This is a genomic window from Nonomuraea sp. PA05, assembly GCF_008086045.1.
Lineage (GTDB): Bacteria > Actinomycetota > Actinomycetes > Streptosporangiales > Streptosporangiaceae > Nonomuraea > Nonomuraea monospora.
The window spans coordinates 96531-109257 of the sequence record NZ_VSEY01000025.1; the positions used below are offsets into that span (position 1 = coordinate 96531).

At 69.3% G+C, this 12727-nt stretch carries 13 protein-coding genes; 7 read left to right on the plus strand and 6 right to left on the minus strand.

Annotated features, from left to right (window positions below; genetic code table 11):
• Positions 1 to 84 precede the first annotated feature (84 nt).
• Positions 85 to 891: an FKBP-type peptidyl-prolyl cis-trans isomerase gene (locus tag FXF51_RS34865; RefSeq protein WP_148438962.1), complete on the plus strand. Its 807-nt coding sequence runs from the start codon at positions 85 to 87 to the stop codon at positions 889 to 891.
• 53 nt (positions 892 to 944) lie between these two features.
• On the opposite strand, the gene mads6 is transcribed toward FXF51_RS34865, so the two are convergent.
• Positions 945 to 2291: a methylation-associated defense system protein kinase MAD6 gene (gene mads6, locus FXF51_RS34870; protein WP_148438963.1), complete on the minus strand. Its 1347-nt coding sequence runs from the start codon at positions 2289 to 2291 to the stop codon at positions 945 to 947.
• Between the two features lie 61 nt (positions 2292 to 2352).
• Here mads6 and FXF51_RS34875 point away from each other — a divergent pair, with 61 nt between their 5' ends.
• The 5 genes from FXF51_RS34875 (at position 2353) to FXF51_RS34895 (ending at position 5408) form a co-directional block, all read left to right on the plus strand.
• Positions 2353 to 2970, plus strand: a complete 618-nt coding sequence (locus FXF51_RS34875; RefSeq protein ID WP_148438964.1) for a type 1 glutamine amidotransferase family protein — start codon at positions 2353 to 2355, stop codon at positions 2968 to 2970.
• 26 nt (positions 2971 to 2996) lie between these two features.
• Positions 2997 to 3413: a MarR family winged helix-turn-helix transcriptional regulator gene (locus FXF51_RS34880; protein WP_148439045.1), complete on the plus strand. Its 417-nt coding sequence runs from the start codon at positions 2997 to 2999 to the stop codon at positions 3411 to 3413.
• A 333-nt stretch (positions 3414 to 3746) separates the two neighbouring features.
• Positions 3747 to 4049: a hypothetical protein gene (locus tag FXF51_RS34885; RefSeq protein ID WP_148438965.1), complete on the plus strand. Its 303-nt coding sequence runs from the start codon at positions 3747 to 3749 to the stop codon at positions 4047 to 4049.
• A 285-nt stretch (positions 4050 to 4334) separates the two neighbouring features.
• Positions 4335 to 4637: a hypothetical protein gene (locus FXF51_RS34890; RefSeq protein ID WP_148438966.1), complete on the plus strand. Its 303-nt coding sequence runs from the start codon at positions 4335 to 4337 to the stop codon at positions 4635 to 4637.
• A 468-nt stretch (positions 4638 to 5105) separates the two neighbouring features.
• Positions 5106 to 5408, plus strand: coding sequence for a hypothetical protein (locus FXF51_RS34895; protein ID WP_148438967.1), 303 nt, complete (start codon positions 5106 to 5108; stop codon positions 5406 to 5408).
• 135 nt (positions 5409 to 5543) lie between these two features.
• Here the strand turns inward: FXF51_RS34895 and FXF51_RS34900 are convergent, their stop codons facing one another.
• Positions 5544 to 6029 (minus strand): C40 family peptidase, encoded by a 486-nt coding sequence (locus tag FXF51_RS34900; protein ID WP_187414728.1) that lies wholly within the window; start codon positions 6027 to 6029, stop codon positions 5544 to 5546.
• A gap of 455 nt (positions 6030 to 6484) precedes the next feature.
• Here FXF51_RS34900 and FXF51_RS34905 point away from each other — a divergent pair, with 455 nt between their 5' ends.
• Positions 6485 to 6829, plus strand: a complete 345-nt coding sequence (locus FXF51_RS34905; RefSeq protein WP_148438969.1) for an STAS domain-containing protein — start codon at positions 6485 to 6487, stop codon at positions 6827 to 6829.
• Here the strand turns inward: FXF51_RS34905 and FXF51_RS34910 are convergent.
• The 4 genes from FXF51_RS34910 to FXF51_RS34925 form a co-directional block, all read right to left on the minus strand.
• Positions 6753 to 8993, minus strand: a complete 2241-nt coding sequence (locus FXF51_RS34910; RefSeq protein WP_222871595.1) for a terpene synthase family protein — start codon at positions 8991 to 8993, stop codon at positions 6753 to 6755. The genes FXF51_RS34905 and FXF51_RS34910 overlap by 77 nt on opposite strands.
• A 173-nt stretch (positions 8994 to 9166) precedes the next feature.
• Positions 9167 to 10576, minus strand: a complete 1410-nt coding sequence (locus FXF51_RS34915; RefSeq protein ID WP_148438970.1) for a family 2B encapsulin nanocompartment shell protein — start codon at positions 10574 to 10576, stop codon at positions 9167 to 9169.
• Positions 10577 to 10606: 30 nt separating this feature from the next.
• The gene (locus FXF51_RS34920; RefSeq protein ID WP_148438971.1) at positions 10607 to 11548 is read right to left on the minus strand and encodes a 4-hydroxy-3-methylbut-2-enyl diphosphate reductase; all 942 of its coding nucleotides are present in this window, start codon (positions 11546 to 11548) and stop codon (positions 10607 to 10609) included.
• 15 nt (positions 11549 to 11563) lie between these two features.
• The gene (locus FXF51_RS34925; RefSeq protein WP_148439046.1) at positions 11564 to 12613 is read right to left on the minus strand and encodes a polyprenyl synthetase family protein; all 1050 of its coding nucleotides are present in this window, start codon (positions 12611 to 12613) and stop codon (positions 11564 to 11566) included.
• Positions 12614 to 12727 lie beyond the last annotated feature (114 nt).

Genomic DNA, 12727 nt, shown 5'->3' on the forward strand with positions numbered 1-12727 from the left:
TTGTCGTGAGATGGCGAGCCCCGAAGCTTCCCTTGGGACACTTACGGCAAGTAACTCCTCTGGATTCGGGCCCTGGAGGAAATCGTGCGTCTGTTCTGGCCTGCGCTGCTCATGCTCACCGCCTCGTGCGGCGTGGCCGAGGAGGGCGGCTCGCAACCCGTCGTGACGGGAAGGTTCGGCAGCAAGCCGAACGTCTCCATACCCCAGGGCAAGCCCGGCCGCACGCCGCGGATCACCGTGCTGTCCGTCGGGAACGGGCGCCGCACGGTGCCGGGCGACGTGGTGCTCGCCGACGTGGACATCCGGCGCTGGTCCGGCAACCGGCCCTACCTGAGCACGCACGACGGCAACCAGCCCACCACCGTCGTCTTCGACGGCAGGCAGGTGGCGGAGACGTGGCGGCAGTCGCTCATCGGGCGGCCCGCCGGCAGCCGGGTCATGCTCGTCAGCCCGGCGGGGGAGGCCATGGGGCCGAACGTGCCGCTGACCGGCGTCTCGCCCGCCGACACGCTGGTGCTCGTCTTCGACATCCTGGGCGGCTACCCGGCCGACGCCCGGCTCGTCGGCCGCACGCTGCCGGTCATCCCCGCCGACCTCACCCCCGCCGACCCGCCGCGCACCCTGATCGACGGGTCCGGCCACCCGGTCGTGGCGGGGTCCCGGGTGGTCATCCAGTACGTGGCCGCGTCGTGGCCGTCCCGGGCCGTCGAGGACTCCTCCTACCGGCGGGGCGGGCCCAGCGCGTTCACGCTGGAGGCGGGGTCGGTGCCGGAGTCCTGGGTCGGCGCGCTGGCCGGGCGCCGGGTCGGCAGCCGGGTCGCGGTGCCCGCGCCCGGACAGAAGCCCATGCTGTACGTGATCGACATCCTCGACACGATCACGCGCGCGTAGGCCGGGCGGCACCTCTCGCTGCCCGGCCTGCCCCCAGGGTGTGGCCAGGGCGGTCAGGGGCGGGACACGATGCGGCGGACGAAGCGCCTGAGCCGGGAGGCCGGAGGGGGCGTGCCGCGCAGCAGCTCCAGCGACTCGCCCGCCGAAGGCCGCTTGGCGGGGGAGTGGTCGAGCATGCGCCGCACCACCTCGGGCACGTCGGGCCCATGGGCGTCACCGCTGGTCGGCAGGTGACCGGTGAGGAGCTGGAAGGCGATGACCCCGGCCGAGTACACGTCGGAGGCGGTCGTCATCAGGTCGGGCCGCTCCTGGCACTCCGGCGCCACGTAGGCGGCGTCGAGCACGATGCCCAGCTCGTGGGCCACGGTGTAGTTGCGCGGCCCGGGCTTGGCGTAGTCGAACCCGGTCAGCACCGCGTGCCCGTCGTCGGTGACCAGGACGGCGGCCGGGGTGAGGGCCCGGTGAACGACGCCGTGGGCGTGGGCGTGGGCGAGGCCGCGCAGCAGGTCCTGGATCAGGCCGAGCGGCGCGTACTTGCCCAGCGCGAGGTGCAGCGCCTCGCCGTGGACGTCGTCGAGCACCAGCACGAAGCGGCTCTCGTCGTCGATGGCGAAGAAGTCGCGGGAGCGCACCACGTTCGGGTGCGGCGGGATCCTGGCGAGCGTCTGGTAGGCGTTGGCGATGCGCTGCCGCTCGGCGGCCCGCGCCTGCTGGTCGGCCAGCGGGTCGGCCTGGTAGACGCGCAGCAGGACGGTCTCGCTGCCGGGCAGCGTGACGTTGAACGCGCGGTACTCGGTGACCTTGGCGTCGCCGCCGAGCTGCTCCTCGACCTCCCAGTTGCCGTAGCGGGGCGGGGCGGTGCTGCGGCGCACGGTCTGGTTGAGCGCGTCGAGGATCGCCGTGAGGTACGGCCGCGCGTCGGGGCTGCAGCCGCGCCTGACCCGGGAGGTGTCGCTGAGGGTGGCCAGCAGGCCGGGCAGGTCGGTGACGTTGACGGCGTCGCGCCCGGCGGGGTCGACCAGCTCGGCGTCGGGCGAGGTGAGCACGACGAGGCTGTCGACGTAGACGCGTTCGAGCTGGGTGGCCCTGGACACCAGCAGGCCCTTGAGCGCCTTGGCGGTGCCGCGCAGCTTGGTGACCGGCGAGCCGAACGCCTCCCTGCGGGGCGGGAACCAGCGGGTGCCGGACACCTCGATGCGGCCCCTGGTGCCCTTGACGTCGACCACGACGAGGGAGTGGCCCGTCAGCACGAGCAGGTCGACCTCGAAGACGTCGTGGCCGCGCGGGACCTCGACGTTGTGCAGCAGCAACCAGTCGGCGGGCGCGCGGTCACGGAGATAAGCGATCACGCGCCGTTCGGCGTCGTTGACCGGACGTCCTCCGCCGACGATCTCTGCCATGCGGTCTATCCTTCCATGGGAATGGATTGACAGCATGTTGTCGTAATGACAAGATGTTGTCATGCAGAAAATCGTTCATCACGCCGTCTACGACACGCTCGCCGACTGGGAGACCGGTCACCTCACCGCACACCTGCGCAATGGCAACTACCAGCGCGAACCGGGCGGCTACGAGATCGTCACCGTCGGCCTCACCACCGACCCGGTGGTCACCATGGGCGGCCTGCGCCTGACCCCCGATCTCGCCCTGGCCGACCTCTCCCCGGCCGACAGCGCGCTGCTCGTCCTGCCGGGGGCCGACCTCTGGGACGCGGGAGACTCGCTGGTGCCGTTCGCCCGCAAGGCGCGCGCGTTCCTCGACGCGGGGGTGCCCGTGGCCGCGATCTGCGGCGCCACGGCGGGGCTGGCCCGCGAGGGGCTGCTCGACGAGCGCGACCACACCAGCGCCGTGGCGCAGTACCTCCAGGCCCAGGAGGGGTACGGCGGAGCCGCCCGCTACCTCGACCGGGACGCGGTGCTCGACGGCGATCTGATCACGGCGGGCCCGACCGAGCCGGTCGCCTTCGCCAGGGAGGTCTTCCGCAGGCTCGACGTCTTCCGTCCCGAGGTGCTGGACGCCTGGTTCCGGCTGTTCGCCAGGAGCGACGCCTCGGCTTTCGAGGTGTTGATGGCGGCGTGAGCGAGAGCGGCGAGTTGTTGTCGGGAATGGCGCTGGGCGCCTTCCGGCTCAACGGGCAGTTCCTGCACGTCGCGGAAGAGCTGGCGCGGCCGTCGGGAATGACAGCCGCGTGGTGGCAGGTGCTCGGCGCGGTCCTGGGTGAGCCGCTGCCCGTCGCGGGGATCGCCAGGGTGATGGGCATGACCAGGCAGGGCGTGCAGCGAATCGCGGACCTGCTCGTGGAACGGGGGCTGGCCGAGTATCGGCCCAACCCCGCGCACCGGCGGGCCAAGCTGCTGCGGCCCACGCCCGCCGGCCTGGCGGCGATCGCCACGATCGACCCCGGCCACCAGAAGTTCGCGGACCGGCTGGTGCGGGAGCTGGGAGTGGAGGACGCCAGGCAATGCCTGGCGGCGCTCCAGCGGCTGTCGGCGGCCCTCGACCGCCTGACCGAAGAATCGTAACGCGCCTCCGGCCGGCAAACACACCGGCGCAGATAGAGTCGTCAAAGAGCCGGTCGATCTTTGTCCAAAGAGCGGTGAACGAATTCCCCGTGGACGTCTGGCCGGCGCGGAACACCGGTTGAATGCAGATCGTCGAAGTCCTGTGCAGGACGGCGCCGCGATGGCCCGGGAAAACCCGAGGCCAAAAAATAGAGGCGGCACTTTGACCTAGCCGAGGCCTTTCCGAGTTGCGGTTTTCGTCGCATCCCGTGAGGGTTATTCGCGGCACCTCACAGCCCTGCACGAACGACTATGGCGCCGGAATTCCGCGCCGATCCACGGAGGAAAGCAACCATGATCCGTCGTATTCTGGCCGGTGCCGCTATCGCGGCCGCCGCCTTCGGGTTCTCCGCGACCGCCGCGTCCGCCGACGTCGGCCCCAACGTGCGCAACGAGGGCGCGGACGTCATCAGCCAGTTCCAGATCATCGATGACGCGCTGAACCACGTGCTGAACCACTCGGCCAACAACATCGAGGTCCAGATCATCAACATCCTGGACGAGGTCAACGTCCCGCTGCTGAACAACAACCAGCCGACGGTCGGCAACCACAACAGCGACACCGAGATCAAGAACGGCAAGGCCAGCGCCGAGTAGGCCGGGGCGTCCACGGGCGAAGCAGGCGGCGGCCGGGCCCCGTGACCCGGCCTGCCCCTGCCCCTGCCCGTGCGCACGCGAAAGAGCCGGCGGTGGCGATCCGCGAGGCCATGGAAAGACTTAAGTACCGTCACCAAAAAATCGAGGCGGCTTCTTGACCTCCATGAGGCCTTTCCGGGTTGCGGGTTCCGCCGCCCGCCGCAATTGTTATTGGCGGCACCTCACAGCCCTGCACGAACGACTATGGCGCTGGAATTCCGCGCCGATCCATGGAGGAAAGCAATCATGATCCGTCGTATTCTGGCCGGTGCCGCTATCGCGGCCGTGGCATTCGGGTTCTCCGCGTCCGCCGCGTCCGCCGACGTCGGCCCCAACCCGTACAACGGCGGCCAGGCCATCCTGAGCCAGTTCCAGATCATCGACGACATCCTGAACGACGTCGCCAACCACTCGCTGAACGACCTCGAGGTCGAGATCATCAACATCCTCGACGAGGTCAACGTCCAGGCGCTGAACAACAACCAGCCCTCGGTCGGCGACGCCAACAAGGACACCGAGATCGAAAACGGCTTCTCCAAGTCCAACTAAGGCTTGAGACGCAGACGGGGGAGTGCGGCGGCACCGCACCGCAGCGGGCCGCGTGGCCAACCGCCCTCCTTCGTCCAGGTGCGCGAAAGAACTTGATCGTGGAGACTCGCGAGGCCACGGGGCGGCTTTCTGGGCACTGAAGCGTTCGGGGGCCGTACGTCCCCGGCGTGACCTGAAGAAGGTCCGCCGGGGACGTGCGGCAGACGCTTCCAGCCTTGTGCAGGACCGCCGGAAGAATCGTGAGTGACACGGACGCCGATATCCACGGACACCGATACTCAACGACGACTTCTCCGGTCGCCGAAATCCAGTGCCAAAGAATCCAAGCGCCTCCTTGACCTCCATGAGGGCATTTCGAGTTTGCCATCTCCGATGTCCGCCACGATCGTTGACAACGGCACCTCACAGCTATGCACGTATGAACCCGGCGCCGGTACTCCAGCGCCGATCCATGGAGGAAAGCAAACAATGATCCGTCGTATTCTGGCCGGTGCCGCTATCGCGGCCGCCGCCTTCGGGTTCTCCGCGTCCGCCGCGATCGCCGACGTCGGCCCCAACCCGAGCAACAAGGGCCAGGCTCTGCTGTCCCAGTTCCAGATCATCGATGACGCGCTGAACGACGTGCTGAACCACTCGGTCAACAACCTCGAGGTCGAGATCATCAACATCCTGGACGAGGTCGATGTCCAGCTGCTGAACAACAACCAGCCTTCCGTCGGTGACCACAACAAGGACACCGAGATCGAGAACGGCCAGGCCAGCGCCGAGTAGCTCGTTCCTGGTGAGTGGGAACGCCGGCCGTGGTGACTCGCGAGACCGCGGCCCGGCCTTCCCGGACACCGAAGCATTCGGCCGTACGTCCCCCGGCATTTCCGGGGGACGTACGGCAGGCGGCATGACGGACGCTCACCTCGCGACGTCACCGCGGCCCATGTCAGGCCGCACCACGCCGAGCAGGTCGGGCCTGTCCAGCGGATCGACCCGCACCAGTGCGCCGGTGTACGGCGCGTGCACCATCTGCCCGGCGTCCAGCGCCAGCCCCACGTGCTCAGGTCCCGGCCGTTTCGCGTCGCTGTCGAAGAAGACCAGATCGCCCGGCTCCAGCAGCTCTTCCGGCACCCGGACGCCCGAGCGCCACTGCTCCGTCGTGGTCGTGCCGATGGAGATCCCCGCCCGCGCGTAGGCGTACTCGGCCAGGCCTGAGCAGTCGAACCCCTTCGTCCTCGCGCCCCGCCCGATGCCGTACCCGGGCCCGTGCACCCCGCCTCCGCCCCACGAGTAGGGCACCCCGATCATCTCCAGCGCGGCCCTGAGGGCGATGCCGCCCGATGCCGCGGCCGCGGCCGGTGACGCGCACGTCCCCGACATCAGCGCGAACACGATCGCGCACACCGCGGCTCTTACCTGTCGTGTCCCTTTCTCCTTCATGGCACATCAGCGCTCCCGTTTTGAGCGGCGTCCGGGGGCATGACCGCCGACCTGTACGCAGTTGTCTTATCTGCGTCCTTTTCTCGCTTCTATTGCGATAAAACGCCATTGAACGGCTCGCACAATAAGCGGATATTTCGTGCTATTTGGATGCGTGGGATGGGGGCGGTCGCGCCTCGGGAGATCCACGGCAAGTTCGCCGCAGCCGCGCCCCCGCACGGCGTGTCGGTGCGTGACAGAACCGGCCTGACGGAGATGTTCAGGATTGTCCGAAAAATCAGTCATTTTCCTAGCAAAAATCCATCGGCAAACATCTGTCGTGTAGCCTGGATTTCGGGTCAAACCGCCGGTCCGTGCCGGCGGTCATCCCTGTTCGGCAAGACGACCCCCAGAGCGCGTGTTGGGGGGTGCGAGGAAGCGTGAGCGTCCAGGAGCGGCTGCTCTACCAGGACCAGCAGCTGACCATCGTGATGTCGGCGGCGCCGCCGGGGGTGCCGGCCGTCGCGCTCATCGGCGAGATCGACGCCTCCAACAGCCCCGTGCTGGCCACCACGCTGGCCGGCTGCCGGCAAGGCGCCTACCTCGTCGTCGACATCGGCGAGCTGAGCTTCATCGACGTCTCGGGGCTGCGCGTGCTCGTCATGCCCACCGTGCCCGTCTCACAGCGCTGGATCCGGCTGCACAACGTCACGCCGTACCAGCGGAGGCTGCTGCGCATGATGGGCTGGTTCTACCAGCCCAGGGACCACCCCGCGCCCCTGTAGGGCCGATCACCGCGGCCGAGGTGCCCAGGCCGCTGGGCCCGCCGAGCCGCCACCGCGGCGGGAGGTGGTGGCGCAGCAGCGTCGGCTCGTCGTAGCGGAAGCAGTCGCGGTGCCAGTTGAGTATCCCGGCCAGCCAGTTGCGCAGCTCGGTCACGTACGCGTCCACGTCGCGGCGCGCGCAAGCGTCGAGGCCGAAGTCGTCGCAGACGATCGGCAGCTCGTTGTCGACGATGTGCTGGAACTGCCGCACCCGCGACTCCTGCAGATCCCTGACGATGCCGAGCGCCGCCGGGTAGTCGCAGTCGAAGAAGCTCTGCACCACCAGCACGCAGTTGTGCACCTCGCCCTGGAACTCGATCTCCTTCTGGTACGAGAACACGTCGTTGATCAGCGTCCCGGCGTCCATCATCGCGTTCTCCAGCGCCACCACGGGCCCGCTGGCGTAGAACTCCTCCGGGATCCCCTTGGAGTGCCGCAACCGGCACAGGCTCATGGTGAGCTGGGAGCCGAAGGTCGCCCGGCGCATCTCCACGTAGTCCACCGGGTCGGGGATGTGGTGCGCGATCTCGCCGGCCAGCTCCCACAGCCAGCTCGCGCACATCTCCTCGACCGCCGCGCGCAGCTTGCCCCGGTCCTCGGGCGGCATCGGCCGGGTGGTCCGCGCCCATATGTCCGCCAGGCCGCGTTCCAGCGCGTTCGCGGGAGGCGGCGAAGGTGTGCCGTCGAGCGGCATGAACAGGCCGAACCGGTCCACGGTCACCTTGGCCGCCGCCAGGTTGCGGGTCCGGCCGAAGACGACGGGGAAGTAGTCGTCGCCGTACGTGCCCCAGGTCAGCCAGAAGGAGGCCAGGTCCAGCTCCTCGGGCGAGGCGTCGGGGTGCAGGCCCGCCGCGCACAGCGGCAGGTCGATGTCGATGAGCTTGGCCTCGTCCCACACGGCCGAGCCGGCCACCCCGCTCTGCGGTTCGAGCATGCCCATCGCCGCGGCCCAGCGCACGGTGTTGCGCCTGGCGGCGTCCAGGTGAGGGGAGAGCTTCAGGTCGTACGGCGCGGACAGCTCAGGGATCACCGACGGCCCCACCCGCCGGTAGGGCACGTGCGCGAAGTTCCGCAGCCGCTTGGCCCCCGACAGGTCCACCATCGAGCGCATGCCCAGCGGCCGGGTGGCCCGCGCCCGCTCGTTCATGTAGCGGCTGGAGCGCAGGTGCCACTCGTGCCCGCCAGACTGCCAGTCCTGCAGCCCCTTGACGTAGGCGAGCACGTCGGCCGCGCTCAGCGGATCGACGGCGTGCTCGGCGAACAGCGGCCCCAGCTCGAAGGCCGCCGTGTGCTCGAACTGCTGCATGCGCGAGGTCAGCAGGTCGTTGACCGCGTCGGCCGCCTGCTGCGTGCCGCAGCCGAGGAACTTCTCCAGCACCAGCACCCCGTTGCTCAGCTCGCCCTCGTCGCTCACCTCCCGCTGGTAGGAGAACAGGTCGTTACGCAGGTGCACGGCGTCGGAGAAAGCGTCCTTGAGCACCCGCAGCGGCCGCGTGCCCGCGAGCCCGGCCGGCACCTCGGCGCGCACGGCGTGCTCCACCAGCCCGGCCGACCAGGGGGCGCCGCCGACCTTGCGGCGCATCTCGATGTACTCGACCGGGTTCGCCACCCGGCCGGTGTTGATGTTGGCCAGCTCCCAGAGAGATTCGTTCAGCAGGTTGCGCGTGCTCTCCGCGAAGCGGCTCCGCCAGTCCAGGGACATGCTGGGCACCGTGCGCGGCCACAGGTCGGCCAATCCGGCCTCCACCGGGTTGGCCGGCTCCGGCACGGACAGGTCGGCGCCCATCGGCATGAAGCGGGCCAGGCGGCCCAGGTACTCCTTCCCGCCCCGCAGGTCGCCGGTGCGTTTGAAGACCTCGAGAAAATGGTCGTCGAAGAAGAAGACCCACACGTACCAGTCGGTGATCAGGCCGAGCTCCACCGCGTCGCAGTCGGGGTGCGTGTAGGCGCACATCAGCGGATAGTCGTGGGCGTCGAGGTCGGCCTCCTCCCAGACACCCGAGCCTTCGAGCATTCCCATGTCGCGCGCCCACTGCTTGGAGTGCACGCGGGCCGCGTCGAGATGCGGGTTCAGGCGGGCAGGGTAGGGCTGGTAGAAATCCGGCAGTTCAAACGGCTGGGACATCGTCACTCCTTCACACGTGTACCTCGACGTTCTCCAGGGCTCCGAGGGCCGCATGACGAGGATGGTGCTGCTCGCGCACGGCCTGGACGCTCGGCGGGCAGGTCGGCGCCCGCGTCATCCCCCCGCCGCCCGGCCCGCACCGTGAGGGCCGGACGGACGAGAGGAGCGCTGCGTCAGCCGTTTCTGCCGAGCTCGACGTCCTCCAGCACGCCGAGCGCGTCCGGTACCAGGACGGCGGCCGAGTAGTAGGCACTGACCAGGTAGGAGATGACGGCCCGCTCGTTGATGTTCATGAAACGGACCGACAGGCCGGGCTGGTACTCGTCGGGGATGCCCGTCTGGTGCAGGCCGACGACGCCCTGGTTCTCCTGCCCGGTCCGCATCAGCATGAACGAGGTGGTGCGGGAGCTGGAGACCGGGATCTTGTTGCAGGGGAAGATCGGCACGCCCCGCCAGGCCGGCACCCGGTGCCCGCCGACCTCGGTGGACTGCGGGTAGATGCCGCGCTTGCTGCACTCGCGGCCGAACGCGGCGATGGCCTGCGGGTGCGCCAGGAAGAACGACGGGTCCTTCCACACGGTGGACAGCAGGTCGTCGAGGTCGTCCGGGGAGGGCGGGCCCGAGCGGGTGCGGATGCGCTGGCCGAAGTCGGCGTTGTGCAGGAGGCCGAACTCCTTGTTGTTGACCAGCTCGTGCTCCTGGCGCTCGCGCAGGGCCTCGATCGTGAGACGGAGCTGCTGGTCGAGCTGGCTCATCGGCTGGTTGTACAGGTCGGAGACCCGGCTGTGCACGCGCAGCACGGTCTGGGCGACGCTCAGCTCGTACTCGCGGGGGGCCTGCTCGTAGTCGACGAACGTGCCGGGCAGCACGGCCTCGCCGACGTGTCCGGCCGACATGTTGATCGCGGCCTCGCCGTGGTCGTTCTGGTCGCGGTCGCCGCTGGTGCGCCAGGCCTCGATGTGCTCCCGCATCGCCTGAGCCTGCTCGGCGACCTCCTCGAAGTCCGCCTTGGACAGGGTGAGCAAGGTGGTCGCCGTCTTGGCGCGCGCGCTGTACTGGAACTCGCCGCCCTGGACCAGGGTCTGCTCGCCGAGGTAGTCGCCGTCGGCCAGGACGCCCAGGTTCTGGTCGTCGCCGTACGCGCCGCGCCCGACCTTGGCCACGCGGCCGTGGGCGATCAGCACCAGCTGGTCCACCTGGCCGCCCTCGGAGACGATCTCCTCATCCGGCTCCACCTCCCGCTGGGTGAAGCGGTCGGCCAGGGCTTCGAGCACCTCCATGTCGTCGAAGCCGCGCAACATCGGCAGCTCCGTCAACTCGGCGGGGATGACCCGCACCTCGGAGCCCGTCGTCGTGAAGGTGATCCGGCCATCTCCCAAGGTGTACGTCAGCCGCCGGTTCACCCGGAACACACCGCCGGAGCACTGCACCCACGGAAGCAGCTTGAGCAGCCACCGTGTGGTGATCTCCTGCATCTGCGGTGCTGTCTTGGTTGTGGTCGCGAGTTGTTTGGCGGCATCGGTACTGAGGCTGAGCTGCCCGTTGCCGTTCTCGGGCGCGGTTGAGTGGGTCGATTCGGTCATCGTGCTGCACCACCAATCTCGGTGTGGGCTCTAGCCCGGCTTTCGGTTGGATCGGAGTTCGAGCGGAAGGGAGAAGGTGAGGGTCTCCTCGGTCAGGGTCACCGGCTCCACGTCGGCGTATCCGCGGGCGGCCAGCCAGTCCAGTAACTCGCTGACCAGCCCCTCCGGCACCGAGGCGCCGGAGCTGACCCCGACGGTGGACACGCCGTCGAGCCAGCGCTCGTCGGCGTGCGCGGCCCTGTCGACCAGGTACGCCGCGCCCGCGCCCGCGGCCAGCGCGACGTCCACCAGCCGCTGGGAGTTGGAGGAGTTGGCGGAGCCGACGACGATGACCAGCTCGCAGCGCGGCGCGATGCTGGTGACCGCCTCCTGGCGGTTCTGGCTGGCGTAACAGATGTCGTCGCTCGGCGGGTCGACCAGGCCGGGATAGCGCTCGCGCAGCTTCTCCACGGCCTGCAGCGTCTCGTCCACGGCCAGCGTGGTCTGCGACAGCCAGCTCAGCCGCCCTGACTCGGCGGCCTTCAGGTCGCCGGGCCTGGCGGGGTCCACGACGTGGATGCGCTCCGGCGCCTCGCCGAGTGTGCCCTCGACCTCCTCGTGCTCGGCGTGGCCGATGAGCACGATCTCGTAGCCCGCCTCGGCCATCCGCACGGCCTCCTTGTGCACCTTCGTCACCAGCGGGCAGGTGGCGTCGATGGTGCGCAGGCCGCGCCGCGCCGCCTCCCCCTTCACCGCGGGTGAGACGCCGTGCGCGGAGAAGACGACCAGCGCGCCGTCGGGGACCTCGTCGAGCTCGTCGACGAAGATCGCGCCGCGGCGGCTCAGGTCGTTGACCACGAATGTGTTGTGGACGATCTGTTTACGCACGTAGACGGGGGACCCGAAGCGCCTCAGCGCCTCCTCCACCGTGATGATCGCGCGTTCGACGCCCGCGCAGTAACCGCGCGGAGCCGCGAGTAGTACCTGTCCCATGGTGGAAGACGCCCCTCACTTGGTGCGGTGCGCGAGCCGGTCGGCCATCATGGCCAGCACCGTGGCGGCCTCGGGCTTCAACTGGGCCTCGGCCAGCGCGGTCATGGCCTCGCGCACGCGTTCTTCGATCATTTGCTCGACCCGTGCCAGCGCCCCGGTGTCGGCGAGGATCTGCCGCACCTCGGCGGCGCGCTCCTCGTCCAGCTCCGGGTTGCCGTGCCAGGCCCTCAGGTGGTCGAGCTGCGCGGGGGAGGCGTGCTGCACGGCGTAGGCGTACATCACGGTCTGCTTGCCCTCGCGCAGGTCGTCCAGTGCCGACTTGCCGGTCTCCGACGACGAGCCGAACGTGCCCAGCACGTCGTCGCGGAGCTGGAACGCCTCACCCAGCGGCACGCCGAACCTGGAGTACGCGTCCAGCAGCTCCAGCGGAGCCCCGGCCAGCGCGCCGCCGATCTGCAGCGGCCGCTCGACCGTGTACTTGGCGCTCTTGTAGCGGATCACCGTCAGCGCCTCGGCCTCGGTCGCGCCCGTGCGGAGCTGGGCCAGCACGTCGAGGTACTGGCCGCTGATGACCTCGGTGCGCATGGCGTCGAACAGGTGGTGGGCGGCACGCAGCCGCGGCGCCTCCACCCCGCACGACGACAGCAGCGTGTCCGACCAGGCCAGGCTGAGCGTGCCGAGCAGGATGCCGCCCGCCCGCCCGAACGCCTCCGCGCCGGGCCCCTGGTGCAGGTCCGTCAAACTCCTGTGGACGGTGGCCTGCCCGCGCCGGAGCAGGCTGCCGTCCATGATGTCGTCGTGGATGAGCAGCCCCGCGTGGCACAGCTCCAGGGCGGCGGCGGCGCTGATGATCTCCTCACAGTCGTCGCCGCCGGCGCCGCGCCAACCCCAGTAACACAGCTGCGGGCGCACGCGTTTGCCGCCGCCGAGGATGAAGTCGGCCAGCAGCGTGTACGCGGCTTCGACGCCCGGGTCGGAGACCGGATTCCGCCACGAGTCGAGGAACCCGCTCAGCCGCCTGTCAATGCGTGAACCAAGGGAGTGCTGAGTGAAGCCCACCGGCATACGCACGGCTCCTTCTGGTCAGTCGGTCACTACCCCTAGTTACTCATTGAATACGGAGCGTGTAAAGTGTCTTTTGCGGCTCAAGCTTTCTTTTGCCACAGCAGTCCCACCATT